The following is a 13,595-nucleotide window of genomic DNA, read 5'->3' on the forward strand; positions in this document are numbered from 1 at the left end:
GTGGACGGCGCACCCCGCCCGGGTGCGGCGGCGAAGGTCCGGCGGCCCCGGGCCCGTACGGCCGGTGCCGGTCGGCTCGGCAGCGCCCGCCTCGACCTCCTTCCCCTGGGCGTCGAGCACGCCCCGGAGATGGCCCTCGTCCTGGGCGATCCCGTACTGCACGAGTTCGTCGGCGGCGCCCCGCTCACGGCCGACGCGCTGCGCGAGCGCTACGCCCGGCTGGCGGCCGGGTCCGCGGACCCTGCGGTCGTGTGGTGCAACTGGGTGCTGAGGCTGCGCGGGGACGGGCCGCTGGTGGGGACCGTACAGGCCACCGTCACGCCCGCGCGGGACACGGCCGAGCTGGCCTGGGTGATCGGAACCCCCTGGCAGGGCCGGGGCTTCGCCACCGAGGCGGCCCGGACGGTCACGGCATGGCTGGCGGACCTCCCCATCGGGCTGCTGATCGCGCACGTCCACCCGGACCACCACGCCTCGGCGGCGGTCGCCGCAGCCTGCGGCTTCGCCCCGACCCCGCGCCGCGAGGACGGCGAGATCCGCTGGGAGCACCGCCCGACGGCGCCGCCGGTCACCTACGCCTAGGCCGAGATTCGGTCGAGTGCTTCGGCGAAGTCCACAGTGAGCGTGGTGCGCGGCACGCTGATCACCGCGTCGTAGGCATCCAGGGCCGGCACGGGCAGGAAGCCGTTGTCCATGCGGATCCGGGCCGGCTCCGGCAGGCCGTGTCGCCGGGCGTGCGTGCGCAGCGCGCGGGTGTCCACCAGCGCCGGCGCTTCGAGCACGCCCGCGAACAGCGACTCCACGCTGTCAGGTGTCGCTTCGGGGGCGTCGGCCGCGGATTGGCGCGTCCCGGAAGGGTGCGCCGGATCGGGGGCGTTCGCCACGGTCCGGCCGCCACCGCTGGTCAGCGCCACGGACACGTAGTCCGTCCCGAGCTCTTGGGCGAGGGGGTATCCCATGGGCGTCCGGGCGAGCGGGCTGCCCTCGGGGTTGGCGGTGCGTTGGATGTGGGCGTTGTGCGCGGAGACGATGATGCGGGTACCGGGTGCGGATCGGTCGATCAGGTGCAGCAGGCTGTCCGCCAGGTAGCGGTCTCGGGTGGCAAGGTCGGCGGCGTCGGGTGCGCCGCCGAGCAGTTCGGACATCGCGCGCTGCATCTGGTCGGTGCGCCAGGCCGCCCAGACGTCCGAGAGGGCGTTCTCGTACGCCTGACGGCCGCCGTTCTCTACATAGACCTCACGCATGACGGTGACCCGATTGAGCAGCCGGCCGAGGACGGCCGAGAGTCGATCCTGGACTGCGGGATCGAGGCGGAGGCGGGCGTGGGCGGGGACCAGACCCGAGCCGCCCGCAAGCGGCTCCGACAGCTCCAGAGCGGTACGCGCATAGTGCACCGCGCCGGAGTCGACATCGGCCAGATACCTGGCGACCGGCTCCAGTACGGGCGCCGGCGAGCCGCCGGCCGCCGGGACGTCGAGCCCGGCGAAGCGGACCGGATGCGGCGCGGTGGCATTGTGGGCGCGCAGCCACCGCAGGGTGTCGCGGCCCTCGGCGGACTGGCCCGGACAGCCGTCGCTGCGAGGTGTGATCAGTGCGTCGAGATCACCGTCGTCGCCCCTGACCCAGGCGTCGACGGCCCGGCCGGAGGCAGCCCCGAACTCCGCCGCGTAGAGGGTGAATCCGCACTCCTGGACCAAAAGCGCAGCATCCGATCGCGCATCAGCCCGAACTCGCGTATCTGGTGGGAGTTCTCGCCCAGCGCGACCACTCGCGCGTCACCGACGAGCCGGCGCAGCGGCTCCAGGTCGTCGAGCGGGGCGGCAGGGTCGGGAGTGGCAAGACGGACGGCGTTGTGCGTAGTCCACTCGGCGAGGGGGAGCGGGCGTGACGGGCTCGTGATCGTGACACTGACAACCAGTGCTCATGCTCAAGTGACCTGATTCAGACGCTCCCTGACAGTTCCCGCTCGGGCCGGGGTTCAGCCGTACCGCTCGGCCAGCGCGGCGACGGTGTCCGCGAGGGCCCGGCGGAGTTCGGGTGGGGCGAGGACCTCGGCTTCGGTGCCGAGGCGGAGCAGGTCCCCGACCGCGACGGCCTCGGATTCGACCTCCAGGTCGACGCGGATCCAGCCCTCCGGGTCCCCGGGATCGGCCGGGCCCGCGCCGGCCAGCGCCCGTACGCCGGCGGCGCCGAACTGCATCGGGAGCAGCCTGCACCCGCGCGGGGACAACAGCAGCCGGGCGGTCCCCTGCCGGGTCGCCGCCTCCATCCGGCGCGCGGACTCCGCCCAGTGCGCGGCGAGTTCGAAGCCGGCCGGGCGCTCGAAGCCATCCGCGGCGGTGTCCACGGCGAGGAACCGCGAGACCCGGTAACTGCGTACGCGCTCGTCGGCGGCCCGCGCCACCAGGTACCAGATGCCGCCCTTGAGGACGAGGCCGAGGGGGTGCAGCGGGCGCCCGGCCCGCTCCTCGCCGCTCCAGCGGCGGTAGTGGGTGAGCAGTACGCGCTGGTCCCAGACCGCCTGGGCGATCTGCGCGAGGTGCGGTACGGGGTCGGCGTCGCGGAACCAGGCCGGGGCGTCCAGGTGGAAGCGGTTCTGGAGCCGGCGGACCCGGTCGGCGAGGGCGGCGGGCAGCGCCGCCTGGAGTTTGAGCTGGGCGGCGGCCAGATCGGCGCCGAGGCCCAGATCCTGCGCGGGCCCGGGCGCACCGGCGAGGAAGAGGGAGCCGGCCTGGGCGTCGGTGAGGCCGGTGAGCCGGGTGCGGTAGCCGTCCATCAGCCGGTAGCCACCGGCCGGTCCGCGGTCGGCGTGGACGGGGACGCCGGAGGCGCCGAGGGCCTCGATGTCCCGGTAGACGGTACGGACCGACACCTCCAGCTCGGCGGCCAGTTCGGGTGCGGTCATCCGGCCGCGGTTCTGCAGCAGGAGGAGCAGGGAGAGGAGCCGGTCGGCGCGCATGGGGCCATTGTGGCCGGGATGCGGGATACCTGACAGAAGGTGTCAGGTATCTGGGACAGGCTGTTCTCGTGTCGGGGGGACCGAGCCCGCCCGGCCGTGAACCAGGAGGTCCTCCATGTCCGCCCGCACCGACGCCCCTGCCGGCAACGCCCCGGCCGGCAACGCCCCCACCACCGGCCGCAGCACCACCGGCCGTTTCACCTTCGCCGACTGGCAGGAGCAGCCGGTCGGTTCGGCCGACTCCACCCCGCGCCTCGCCCGCTCGACGGTCGTCAACGCCTTCACGGGCGGCATCGAGGCCGAGGCGACCAACGCCGCCTACACGATCGCGTACACCGGGGAGGGCACCGGCTCCTACAGCGGCCTGGAGCTGCTGTCGGGCGCCGTCGACGGCCGGAAGGGGGCGTTCGTCCTGGACCAGCGCGGCACCTTCGACGCCTCCGGCACCAGCTGCACGTTCGAGGTGGTCCCCGGTTCCGGATCGGGCGAGCTGGCCGGGCTGTCGGGCTCGGGAGCGTTCACCTACCGCCACGGCGACACGTCCGTCGCGTACGAGTTCAGTTACGAGATCAGCCACACCACGGCGTAGACGGCCACAGGGGGCGCGGACCGCATCGGCCCGCGCCCCCTGTCTCGTACGTCCCGCCGACCGCGACCGCGACCGCGACCGCGGCCGCGGCTACGGCTACGGCTACGGCTACGGCTACGGCTACGGCTACGGCTACGGCTACGGCGCGCCGAAGGTCAGCGTCAGCTGCGGCGTGCCCTCGTTCGCCGCCGCCTCGGAGGACCACAGCCACAGCGCGTCCGTACCCGGGCCGGCCAGCGCCAGGCCGTAGCTCGTACCGAGCGCGCCCGCGAGAGCGGCCGTGCTCAGCCCGGTGGTGTGCACCGCCGAGCCGTCCGGCACCCCGGCGAAGCTGCCGAGGGCCGGAGTACCCGTGGCGGGACGGTTGTTGTAGGTGGTGCCCGCCTCCGTCCACGTACCGGTGACCGGGACCACCGAGACCGTGTCCGCCGTACCGGCCCCGCTCATCGTGCTGGTCTTCACGCTCAGGGAGGCCGCCTTCAGCACGGTGCCCGCGGGCGCGGTGGGCAGGTTGAAGCGCAGGTAGCTCGTGTACAGCGAGGTGCCCCGTACGGCGAGCGAGGACGAGCTCCCGTAATTGCCGTCCGGCGCCCCCGCGTTGGCGTACGTGTCCTCGGCGGCCCGCACCTGGACGACCGAGTCGGCCGGGGCGGTGGCCAGGGCGTAGTGGTTCTGCACCTGGGCCGCGCTCAGGACGCTCGGGTAGACGGCCGTCTCGTCGAGCTGACCCGCCCAGAACTCGCTCGTCGGGCGGTCCGGCCAGGCGCCGAGGCTGTCGCCGCCGGCGTGCCAGTAGCCGGCGTAGTTCTCGTGCGTGGTGACGGCCAGGGTGCCCTTCTGCGCGCCGTCCACGTAGAGGGCCATGCCGCCCGGTCCCTGCGTGGCGACGACGTGGTGCCACGTGTTGTCGTTGTACGCGGCGCCGGTGGTGACGGTGCGGGTGGCGCCGGTGTACACGCCGTAGACGAGACGCCCGTCATTGGTCATGTAGATGTGTTTGTCGTACTGACTGCTGCCGCGCACCTGGTTGTTGCCGAAGCCGAAGAGCTTGCCGCCCCGGGTGGTGTTCGTCTTGAACCAGGTCTCGATGGTGTAGCTGCTGCCGATGGTCTGGCGCAGGTCTCCGTAGACCCGGTTGTCCGCGCCGTCGAAGCCGATCGCCGTGCTCGCGCCCGAGACCGCGCCGGGCGTCTGGCGCAGGGCGGGGGCGTTCAGGTGCACGCCGTTCTGGTTGCCGCTTCCGGAGGAGTCGGCGACGTTCGGCAGGGAGGCGTCGTCGTAGCGCCAGAACAGCTGGGCACCGTCCGCGCGGACCTGGTCGGGGTACGCGTCGACCGAGGTCGGGACGGTCACGCTCGCGGTCGCCGACAGGGCGCTGGTGTTGCCGGCCGCGTCGGTGGCCGTCACCCGGTACGTGTACGACTGGCCCGCGGCCACGGTCGTGTCGGTCCAGGAGGCCTGCGGGCGCTTGAAGAACAGCGAGTCGGCCGTGACCGTGGCGATCGGCGTGCCCGAACCGCCCCGGTAGACCCGGTAGGTCAGCGCGCTGTCGTCCAGGTCGAGGCTGGTGCGCCAGCGCACCTGCACCTCGCCGGGTTTGAAGCTCGCCGCGGTCGCGACGGGAACGGTGGGCGCGCCCGTGTCCCCCGTGGACGCGAAGCGGGTCAGACTCTGCTGCGCGGAGCCGTTGACGGTGGTGAACTCGCCGCCGACCCACAGGTACTGGACGCCGCCCTTGGAGCCGACCGCCATCACGCGCGGGCCGATGCCCTCGCCGATGCCGTCGTTGGTGTCGGGGGCCCAGCCCAGCTTGCCGGCGCTGGTCGTCGGTTGCGCGAGCAGGTGGTGGCGCTGCCCGTCGGGTACTCGCCCACGCTGGAGCAGTCGTGCGCGTGCGAGGCGCTGTAGAGCACGTTCTGGTACGGGAGCACGGCCTGTGTGGCGCCGAGGCAGGTGTCGCGCCAGCGCTGGTTGAAGTCGCTCAGGTTGAGCGCGATCCGGCCGTCGAAGACGCCGCCGCCGGTGCCTTCGTTGCCGGTGTAGAACCCGGTCGCGTCGGTCGCGATGTCCTTGACGACGGAGTTGGTCTCGATGAAGCCGGGGTAGCTCCTGGTGAGCACGCCGCTGGTGGAGTCGACGACGGCCAGTGCGTGCGTGTTCGTGCCGTTGACGGTGAAGAAGTCACCGCCGAGGACGACGTTGTCGCCGTCGGGGGTGACCTCGACGGCGCGGCCCGGCTCGTCGGCGTCGGCCCGGAAGGGCCGCAGCGCGCCGTCGGCCGCATCGACGGCGGCGAAGCGCTCGCGCGGCTGTCCGGCGACGGTGAGGAAGTCGCCGCCCGCGTAGACGGTGTCGTTCGTGACGGCCAGCGCGCGCACGGTGGCCGCGAAGGCCGGGCGGAAGGAGGTCTTGACGGTGCAGGTCGCCACGTCGATGGCGGCGAGGCTGGAGACCGCGGTGCCGTTGACGGCGCCGAAGTAGCCGCCCGCGTACAGGGTCTGCTTGTCCGGGGAGAGGGTGAGCGCGCGGACGGTGGCGGTGCCGCCGCCGACCGTGAAGGAGAGGTGGCAGGAGGTCGGGGCGCCGGTGGCGGCGTCGAGTGCGGCGAAGTTCACCGCGGGCTGCTCGGCGGCGCCGGAACCGTCGCCGTCGGGAGGACGGACGGCGGAGAAGGTACCGCCGACGAACACCGTGCCGCCCGCCTCCGCGAGGGCCCAGACGACGCCGTTGGGCTGCCAGGTGGACAGCGCGTCTGCGGTGAAGGCGACGGGCGGGGTGATCGCCGCCGCCTGCGGGACGAGGCCGAGGCCTATGCCCGCGCCGGTCCCGGCCAGGGACAGGGCGAGAGCGGCCGCGAGCCCTCTGGATCTACGCATGAACCCCCCAGTTCGGTGTCACTGTGCGGTGATGGCCGAAAACAGGCGTACAGCCGTTCACGACCGTGCGTACGGGCGCACCTTAAGCCCCTTTGCGGACCCGTTCACCCCACTTGACGCATCGGATGCCAAATCGGCGGAGTCGGCGGCCGCATATCCTTCCCGCCATGATCACTTCCACTGAACCGATCGAACTCGTCATATTCGACTGTGACGGGGTACTCGTCGACACCGAGCGGATCGCGGCCCGGGTGAACGTCGCCCTCGGCGCGGAGCTCGGCTGGCCGCTCACCGAGGAAGAGGTGATCCACCTGTTCATCGGCCGCTCCAGCGCCTCGAACCGGGAGACGGTCGCCGGCCGGCTCGGCGATGAGGCGGCCCGGGAGTGGGAGGAGCGCTTCGCACGGATGCACGCGCAGGCGGTGGACGACGGGCTCACCCCGGTCGACGGCCTGCCCGAGGCGCTCGACGCGATCACGCAGCCGACCTGCGTCGCCTCCAGCGGAACCCACGAGAAGATGCGGCACACCCTCGGCCGCACCGGACTGTACGAGCGGTTCGCGGGCCGCATCCACAGCGCCACCGAGGTCGACCGCGGCAAGCCCGCCCCGGACCTCTTCCTTTACGCCGCCCACCGCATGGGCGTCGCCCCCTCGGCCTGCGCCGTGGTCGAGGACAGCCGCCCGGGCGTCGAGGCGGCCCGCGCGGCGGGCATGCGCTCCTTCGGCTACGCGGGCGGCCTGACCCCGGCCGTCCACCTCGCCGGCCCGGGCACCGTGCTCTTCACCGACATGCGCGACCTCCCGGAGCTGCTGGCCAGCGCCGGTGCCGGTGCCGGTGCCGGTGCCGGTGCCGACGGCGGCCGCTGACGCCGCCGGCCCCGTGGACGGACGGGTCAGGCGGGCGGCAGGGGGCGGCACAGGAGGGCTGCCGGGCCCGGGCGGGAGGCCGCGCGGGTGGTGAAGGCGATGCCCGCCGCGTACTCGGAGGGCAGGCACTGGCCCTTGTAGTCGCCGTACGCGAACTCGCCGCCGGGGGCGCCGGGCGGGCGGTTGTCGCCGCGGTCGAACCAGAGCGTGCGGCCGCCCGCCGGAAGGGCGGTCCGGCTCGGCGCGCACAGGGCCGCCGAGACCCGCTCGCCGCGCAGGCTGTAGCCGATCAGGAACTGGCCCGCCGGGCACTGGAACTTCGTGTAGCCGGTGGCCCAGTCGCCGCCCTGCGGGACGTACGCCTCGTCGCGGACCACGGTGTGCCCGCCCGCGGCGGCCCGCAGGTCGGAGGTGCTGCACAGGCCGCGGCCGCCCGTGTGCCCGAGTCCGGCCAGCCGGGATCCGTCGGGGCAGACCGCCTTGCGGGCCCCGCCGTCCCAGTCGCCGGTGGCCCGCGTGCGCAGCGAGGCGTTGTGGTCGCGGTGGTCGGTGGTCAGCTGGTACCAGGAGGGGGTGGCGGGGATCCGACCGGTGCGCCCGGCGGCGCCGACGAGGGCCGTCCAGGGCTGCGTACGCCAGTCGGCCGCATCGAGCACGCCGGACCGGCGGCCGACGGAGTCGTAGCGGAGCATCGCCCAGGAGTCGCCGCCCGGGGCGCCCTCGGCGGTGGTGCTCCAGCCGACGAGCGGCCAGTACGCGAAGTCGGCGTCCACGGCGTTCAGCCGGCCGGTCATGTTCTGGAACCAGGCGCGCGGGGCGGCGCCCGTCTCGTCGGCGCCGATGCCGAACTCGCTGACCCAGACGGGTGCGGTGAAGTGGGTGCCGGTTTCGGCGGAGACGTAGAAGGCCTGGTCGTAGAGGGTCTGTTCGAGCTGGTCCGGGCTCATGTCCTGGTAGCGGAGGTCGTGGGTCTCGCCGATGCCGGTCGCGCCGCTGTGCCGGGGGCCGGTGTACCCGTAGAAGTGCGCCGAGTACACGAGCTTGTTGGAGACGACGAGGGTGTGGGACAGGGTGCGTACGGGGGTCAGGGCGGGGCGGCCGTGCGGGAGGCCGTCCACGGGGATGCCGGTCCAGTTGATGCCCTCGACCACGATGAGCAGGTTCGGGTTGGCCTCGGCGAGGATCCGGTCGCCCGCCTCCTGGGCGGCGGCCTGCCAGTCGTGGCCGTCGCCGAGCCCCCAGTTGGGGTCGTCGAAGGTGTCGCGGCGGACCTCGTTGTACAGGTCGGCGCCGACGACGCGCGGGTTGTCGCGGTAGCGGCGGGCCAGGAAGACCCAGTCGTCGGCCCACTGGGCGGTGGTGCGGCCGCTGTTCCAGCGCTCGTTGCCGTCGAGTCCGCAGCACCAGCGGGTGGTCACGGTGTGGTTGTTGAGGATGACCGCGAAGCCGGCGTCGGTGAGCGCGGCGACGACGGCGTCGTAGACCTGGAGCGGGGTACGGCCGCGCAGCGCGGGGTTGGCGGCGACGGCCGCGTCCGGGACGGGGGCGGTGGTGCGGAGCATCTCGTTGGAGAAGGGCAGCCGGATGCTGTTGAGCCCGAGGGCCCGGAAGTCGGCCAGCAGCGTGGGCAGCGCCACCCGGTCCAGGCCGATCGGGATGCCGTTGGAGTTCTGGCCGGCGTGGTGGGTGGCGGGGTCGTTGCGGTCGCCGCTGCCGTTCCAGGAGCCCTGGGCGCCGTCCCAGTTGCCGGAGCGGAGCCGGAAGCGGTTGCCCTGCGCGTCGACGATGTAGCGGCCGCGGGTGGACAGCGGCGGGGTCCACGCCTCGGCCGGGGACGCGGGCGCGACCGGCGCGGCTGCGGCGGGCGTGGGGTCGGCCACCGCCGGCAGGACCCCCGCCAGCAGCAGGAGGGCGCCGGACAGCGCACGGATGAGGCTCTTCATGTCGCTCCTGGCGGAATCGGGCAACGGACGGATGCCGCGGCCAAGTTACCGGCCGGTCGCCGACCATGGAACCCACGCGGGCACCGGCTTTCCCACCACCGCCCGTACCGGTCGGCCCGGTCCGCCCTCCCGGCCGGGCCGGTGACCGGGCCGGCGCCCGGGCCGGTTCCTCACGTGTGGTCACCCTGGCGAAACGGCCCCGCGCGGAGCCGCCAGCGCCTACCGTGCCCTGGGGGGACGGGACCGTACGGGAGGGTGGGGCGGATGGACGAAGAAGAGGACATGCGGCTGGCGAGGATGACACCGGAGATCTCCCGCCGCACCCTCACGATGCTGCGCGGGCTCGCCGGGCTGGAGCCGCCGGAGCAGGTGCCCGAGGACGCGATGATCGTCGCCGACGCGATCCTGGCCGAGCACGGTACCGACGGGCTGCGCGTCCTGGTGATGACCCTGGCCGCCTGGGCCACGGCCCAGATCGAGAACGTCGCCGAGCTGAGCCGCCGCAGCCACGAGGCCGTCCTCGACGCGATGGAGCTGGCCTGCCTGGAGGCCAACGCCGAGGAATGACCGCTCGCGCGGCGCCACCGGCCGACTTCGGGGAGTCGGCCGCCGTGGCCGTGGCACGCGTGTGCGGAGCCGCCCGTGGGGTACTCGAACAACCGGGTGATGCGCCGCGCCCGGATTCGTCCGGGTGTCGGTCACACTGGGGGGTAACGGGGGGCCCTGATCGGAGGCCGTCGTGAGCACACCTTCCCCCATCCGAATCGCCGCCGCCCTCTCCACCGAATACCGCGGGCGGCTGATGTCCCAGGCCCGCGAGGTCAATTTCCCCGAGGGTGCGAGGATCTTCGAGGAGGGCTCGCGCGCCGAGTCCTTCTGGATCGTGCGATCCGGCACGGTGACGCTCCAGATCCCGCTGCCCGCCCGCCGGCCCGCCCCCGTCGAGAACCTCGGCCCCGGGGAACTCGTCGGCTGGTCCTGGCTCTTCCCGCCGTACACGTGGCAGCTGAGCGCCGAGGCGATGACCCCGGTGCGCTCGTACGAGTTCGACGCGACCTCCGTACGCATGCTGATGGACGCCGATCCCGCCTTCGGCTCCGCCATCGGCCACTGGGTCGGACGCGTGCTCGCGCTGCGGCTCCAGCAGACCCGCACCCGGCTGATCGACCTCTACGCCCCTCGCATCGCGACGGCCCGCTAGCGCCCCGAGGCGGGGCCGGAACCGGCCCGGACCCGCCCCCGGGAATGTTTCAGCGCGTGTGTTCGGCCGTTTCGTCGGTCCGCTCCCCCACAGGTCAGCACCCCTCGCACGGCTGCGGTCTGCATACATTCGCTTACGATCGGTGACGGGAAATGGGGGTACGAACGGGCGTTCACGGTCCGTGTCGGCAAGACTCCTGTCCGCTATCCGAAGCAACCACTCAAGGGAGTTCGAAATGCGGTCCATCGCAAAGGGTCTCGGCCTCGGTTCCGCCGCCATGGCGCTCACCGCTCTCACGGCCCTGGCCTGGCCCGGAGCTGCCGACGCCGCACCGTCCGGTGCGGAGAGCCTGTACGCGCCCTCCGCCCTCGTCCTGAGCATCACGGCCGGGGAAGACGCCAGGTACGGCACGGTGGTGCGCGCCGTGACGCTCGTCTGCGCGCCGACCCCGGGTGGGACGCACCCGTCCCCGGCTGCCGCGTGCGCCGAACTGCGGGCGAACTCGCACCAGTTGGACGCGGTCGCCGCGCCCGGCCCGGGCGTCGACTGTACCCGGGAGTGGAACCCGATGACGGTGACCGCGGACGGGGTGTGGCAGGGCCGACGGCTGAACTACTCGTACACCTTCGGCAACCCGTGCGGCCTGCGGCACACCAGCGGCGCGCTCTTCGGCTTCTGACCCGGCACGACGCGACCGGCCGGGCGGCGTCGTGCGACCGCCGCCCGGCTGCCGGCTTCCGGCTTCCGGCTTCCGGCTTCCGGCTTCCGGCTTCCGGCATGCGGCATGCGGCATGCGGCCCGGAGCTCCTCCCGTCCCGCGCCCCGCGTCCGTCAGCCCAGTTCGAGGCTCGTCACCCCGTACAGCCCGGCCAGTTCCACCTCCGGGGCCGGCCCGGTGTACATCCGGGCGGCCTCGAACGAGGGGGCCAGCCCCAGGCCGGCCAGCAGGGCGGTGGCCGCCGGATTGGCGTCGGGCACGTCCACGGCGACCGCCCCGTCGGGGGTGTGCTCCGCGAGCCGGTGCAGCAGGGCGGCCGCGACGGCCGGGGTGGAGGCGTACAGCGGGCCGATCCGGGAGGCCCCGCTGCACGGGCGGATCACCCCGAGGCCCTCGATCCGGCCGTCGCGGACGGCGGCGAGGGCGGTACGGCCCGGCAGCCCGGTCCAGGCGGACAGGAAGGCGTCGCGCGATTCGGGGAAGAACCGGCGGTCGTAGGCGGCGAGCAGCCCGAAGGGCAGCGACGCGGCGTCGACCACCTCGAACCCGGCGCCGCCGCCACCCGAGCCGTTCGGCTGCGGGACGCCCTCGTGGCGTACGTTGTTCCAGGCCGAACGGAACCCGGACTTGCGGTAGTTGTCCTGCTGGTCGACCACCCCGTCCAGGCCGACGAGCCGCCCGTCGAGCCGCTCCATCCCGGCCTGCCACAGCCGGATCCCGTAGCCCTGTCCGCGGAAGGCGGGGCGGGCGATGTAGAAGCCGATGAACCCGAAGGCGGACCCGTACCGCACGGCCGAGACGCAGGCCACCGGCTCGCCGTCGATCCGGCCGACGAGGAAGCCGGCCGGATCGGCGACCGCGAACGCGAAGCGGTCGGAGTCCCCCGGGTTCCACCCCTCCTCGTCGGCCCAGCGGCGGATCAGTTCCATGTCGGCGGCGCTCGCGCCGCTGATCTCGAATCCCGTCATGTCCGGTGTTGTACCAGACGGAGTACGGGAGGTCAGCCGGCGCAGATCACGTCGTCGAGCCTGATCGGCCGGGAGTCGAGGCGCACGTACGCGGTGAAGGTGTCCTGCTGGTCGGCCCCCCAGCGGGTGGTGACGGTAGCCCAGCCGACCCCGGCCGACTGCGCGACGGTGACCGCGCCGACCGCGATGTCCTGGGGCTCGTTCCTGGGCTCCTTCTGGGCGCAGAGCAGCACGTCCGAGCTGGGAGTGTGCGCCTGCTTCTCCTTGAGCTGCTGCGAGACGCGCTGGTCGCGGTCGTGCGCGGAGGGGCCGTGGTGGCCGTAGAAGGAGGTGAGGAAGGCACTGATCTCGGAGCCGGTATGCCGGTGGCGGGCGCCGACCGGGGCGGGATCGGCGGCGACGGCGACGGCGACGGCGGGGGTCGGGGCCGGCAGCGCGAGCAGGGTCAGCAGCAGGGCACCGAGGCTGTACGAGGTGATCTTCATGCGGCATGTGTAACCACCGGGCGTCTTCACGGGCAGGGGTGGGCCTCGGATCTCACTCCTGTGGGGGGCGGGATTCACCGCAGGAACGCCCCTCCCGGACCCGCCGCCCTCTCATACGGTCGCGGGTCCGGACCGACCGTACGTAGGGTCGGGGCATGGGGAAGCCGCTCGTCGCAGTGTTCAGTGGGGCCGGGATGTCCACCGATTCCGGGATTCCGGACTACCGGGGGCCGCAGGGGTTGTGGCGCCGGGATCCCGAGGCCGAGAAGCTGGTGACGTACTCGTACTACATGGCGGATCCGGAGGTCCGGCGCCGCTCCTGGCGGATGCGCGCCGAAGTCGGGGCCCTCGGGGCGCAGCCGAATGCCGCGCATCTGGCTGTGGCCGAGCTGGAGCGCACCGGCACCCCGGTACGGGTGATCACCCAGAACGTGGACGGGCTGCACCAGCTCGCCGGGATGCCGCCGCGCAAGGTGTTCGAGCTGCACGGGACCGCCCGGGCGGTGGTCTGCACGGCCTGCCACGCCCGGTCGGGGATGGACGAGGCGCTGGCCCGGGTCGCCGCCGGGGAGCCGGATCCCGCCTGTCCGGTCTGCGGCGGGATCCTCAAGTCGGCGACCGTGATGTTCGGCGAGCGGCTCGACCCCCAGGTGCTGGCGCAGGCCGTGGCCGTGGCCAAGGGCTGTCACGTGTTCATCGCCGTCGGTACGACGCTCCAGGTGCAGCCCGCCGCCTCGCTGGCCGGGATGGCCGCCGAGGCGGGGGCCCGCCTGATCATCGTGAACGCCGAGGAGACCCCGTACGACTCCCTCGCCGACGAGGTGATCCGCGAGCCGATCGGGACCGCCCTGCCGGCCCTGCTGGCCCGTATCGCCCCAGGCGGCGACGAGGCCTAGGTGTATTGCCCAGTGAGGTTGGGGACGCGGCTGGCGGGTGGTTTGCCTGCGAGCGCGGTGTGTCCGCGGTGGTGATTGTAGGTGTGCAGCC

At 73.3% G+C, this 13,595-nt stretch carries 13 protein-coding genes and 1 pseudogene; 7 read left to right on the top strand and 7 right to left on the bottom strand.

What is annotated here, in order from left to right:
• On the top strand, window positions 1-582 hold the full coding sequence (locus ACIQU4_RS21705) for a GNAT family N-acetyltransferase (RefSeq protein ID WP_403733143.1): 582 nt from the start codon (window positions 1-3) through the stop codon (window positions 580-582).
• Here ACIQU4_RS21705 and ACIQU4_RS21710 read toward each other — a convergent pair.
• Both ACIQU4_RS21710 and ACIQU4_RS21715 read right to left on the bottom strand, forming a co-directional pair.
• Window positions 579-1,697: an erythromycin esterase family protein gene (locus ACIQU4_RS21710; protein WP_403733045.1), complete on the bottom strand. Its 1,119-nt coding sequence runs from the start codon at window positions 1,695-1,697 to the stop codon at window positions 579-581. The genes ACIQU4_RS21705 and ACIQU4_RS21710 overlap by 4 nt on opposite strands.
• Window positions 1,698-1,978: 281 nt before the next feature.
• Window positions 1,979-2,959, bottom strand: coding sequence for a helix-turn-helix transcriptional regulator (locus tag ACIQU4_RS21715; RefSeq protein WP_403733049.1), 981 nt, complete (start codon window positions 2,957-2,959; stop codon window positions 1,979-1,981).
• 115 nt (window positions 2,960-3,074) lie between these two features.
• Here ACIQU4_RS21715 and ACIQU4_RS21720 point away from each other — a divergent pair, with 115 nt between their 5' ends.
• Window positions 3,075-3,548, top strand: a complete 474-nt coding sequence (locus tag ACIQU4_RS21720) for a DUF3224 domain-containing protein (protein WP_403733051.1) — start codon at window positions 3,075-3,077, stop codon at window positions 3,546-3,548.
• Between the two features lie 138 nt (window positions 3,549-3,686).
• On the opposite strand, the gene ACIQU4_RS21725 is transcribed toward ACIQU4_RS21720, so the two are convergent.
• The gene (locus tag ACIQU4_RS21725; protein ID WP_403733147.1) at window positions 3,687-4,226 is read right to left on the bottom strand and encodes a DNRLRE domain-containing protein; all 540 of its coding nucleotides are present in this window, start codon (window positions 4,224-4,226) and stop codon (window positions 3,687-3,689) included.
• Window positions 4,206-6,424, bottom strand: a pseudogene (locus ACIQU4_RS21730) (LamG-like jellyroll fold domain-containing protein); the annotation flags it as partial. The gene ACIQU4_RS21725 and the pseudogene ACIQU4_RS21730, both read right to left, overlap by 21 nt.
• 167 nt (window positions 6,425-6,591) lie before the next feature.
• Here ACIQU4_RS21730 and ACIQU4_RS21735 point away from each other — a divergent pair.
• Complete coding sequence (locus tag ACIQU4_RS21735) at window positions 6,592-7,293, top strand: HAD family hydrolase (RefSeq protein ID WP_403733054.1); 702 nt, start codon at window positions 6,592-6,594, stop codon at window positions 7,291-7,293.
• 26 nt (window positions 7,294-7,319) lie between these two features.
• Here ACIQU4_RS21735 and ACIQU4_RS21740 read toward each other — a convergent pair whose 3' ends face one another.
• Complete coding sequence (locus ACIQU4_RS21740; RefSeq protein ID WP_403733057.1) at window positions 7,320-9,236, bottom strand: glycoside hydrolase family 5 protein; 1,917 nt, start codon at window positions 9,234-9,236, stop codon at window positions 7,320-7,322.
• Window positions 9,237-9,500: 264 nt separating this feature from the next.
• On the opposite strand from ACIQU4_RS21740, the gene ACIQU4_RS21745 reads away from it, so the two are divergent.
• The 3 genes from ACIQU4_RS21745 (at window position 9,501) to ACIQU4_RS21755 (ending at window position 11,116) form a co-directional block, all read left to right on the top strand.
• A complete protein-coding gene (locus ACIQU4_RS21745; protein WP_030157868.1) occupies window positions 9,501-9,803 on the top strand; it encodes a hypothetical protein in 303 nt (100 codons plus the stop codon).
• 172 nt (window positions 9,804-9,975) lie between these two features.
• The gene (locus tag ACIQU4_RS21750) at window positions 9,976-10,437 is read left to right on the top strand and encodes a cyclic nucleotide-binding domain-containing protein (RefSeq protein ID WP_403733060.1); all 462 of its coding nucleotides are present in this window, start codon (window positions 9,976-9,978) and stop codon (window positions 10,435-10,437) included.
• A gap of 235 nt (window positions 10,438-10,672) precedes the next feature.
• Window positions 10,673-11,116, top strand: coding sequence for an SSI family serine proteinase inhibitor (locus tag ACIQU4_RS21755; RefSeq protein WP_403733063.1), 444 nt, complete (start codon window positions 10,673-10,675; stop codon window positions 11,114-11,116).
• Between the two features lie 152 nt (window positions 11,117-11,268).
• On the opposite strand, the gene ACIQU4_RS21760 is transcribed toward ACIQU4_RS21755, so the two are convergent.
• Together ACIQU4_RS21760 and ACIQU4_RS21765 are read right to left on the bottom strand one after the other, a co-directional pair.
• The gene (locus ACIQU4_RS21760; protein ID WP_403733066.1) at window positions 11,269-12,123 is read right to left on the bottom strand and encodes a GNAT family N-acetyltransferase; all 855 of its coding nucleotides are present in this window, start codon (window positions 12,121-12,123) and stop codon (window positions 11,269-11,271) included.
• Window positions 12,124-12,155: 32 nt separating this feature from the next.
• The gene (locus tag ACIQU4_RS21765) at window positions 12,156-12,608 is read right to left on the bottom strand and encodes a hypothetical protein (RefSeq protein WP_403733070.1); all 453 of its coding nucleotides are present in this window, start codon (window positions 12,606-12,608) and stop codon (window positions 12,156-12,158) included.
• A gap of 155 nt (window positions 12,609-12,763) precedes the next feature.
• Between ACIQU4_RS21765 and ACIQU4_RS21770 the strand changes: the two genes are divergently transcribed.
• Window positions 12,764-13,504: an SIR2 family NAD-dependent protein deacylase gene (locus ACIQU4_RS21770; protein WP_403733072.1), complete on the top strand. Its 741-nt coding sequence runs from the start codon at window positions 12,764-12,766 to the stop codon at window positions 13,502-13,504.
• Window positions 13,505-13,595: the final 91 nt, after the last annotated feature.

The sequence above is a fragment of the Streptomyces sp. NPDC090741 genome (genome assembly GCF_044769045.1).
Lineage (GTDB): Bacteria > Actinomycetota > Actinomycetes > Streptomycetales > Streptomycetaceae > Streptomyces.

What these genes read in the sequence shown, in the direction of transcription:
- ACIQU4_RS21720 (WP_403733051.1), top strand. Translation starts at nt 3,075, where the DNA reads ATGTCCGCCCGCACCGACGCCCCTGCCGGCAACGCCCCGGCCGGCAAC.
- ACIQU4_RS21760 (WP_403733066.1), bottom strand. Translation starts at nt 12,123, where the DNA reads ATGACGGGATTCGAGATCAGCGGCGCGAGCGCCGCCGACATGGAACTG.
- ACIQU4_RS21770 (WP_403733072.1), top strand. Translation starts at nt 12,764, where the DNA reads ATGGGGAAGCCGCTCGTCGCAGTGTTCAGTGGGGCCGGGATGTCCACC.
- ACIQU4_RS21715 (WP_403733049.1), bottom strand. Translation starts at nt 2,959, where the DNA reads ATGCGCGCCGACCGGCTCCTCTCCCTGCTCCTCCTGCTGCAGAACCGC.
- ACIQU4_RS21765 (WP_403733070.1), bottom strand. Translation starts at nt 12,608, where the DNA reads ATGAAGATCACCTCGTACAGCCTCGGTGCCCTGCTGCTGACCCTGCTC.
- ACIQU4_RS21740 (WP_403733057.1), bottom strand. Translation starts at nt 9,236, where the DNA reads ATGAAGAGCCTCATCCGTGCGCTGTCCGGCGCCCTCCTGCTGCTGGCG.
- ACIQU4_RS21745 (WP_030157868.1), top strand. Translation starts at nt 9,501, where the DNA reads ATGGACGAAGAAGAGGACATGCGGCTGGCGAGGATGACACCGGAGATC.
- ACIQU4_RS21735 (WP_403733054.1), top strand. Translation starts at nt 6,592, where the DNA reads ATGATCACTTCCACTGAACCGATCGAACTCGTCATATTCGACTGTGAC.
- ACIQU4_RS21755 (WP_403733063.1), top strand. Translation starts at nt 10,673, where the DNA reads ATGCGGTCCATCGCAAAGGGTCTCGGCCTCGGTTCCGCCGCCATGGCG.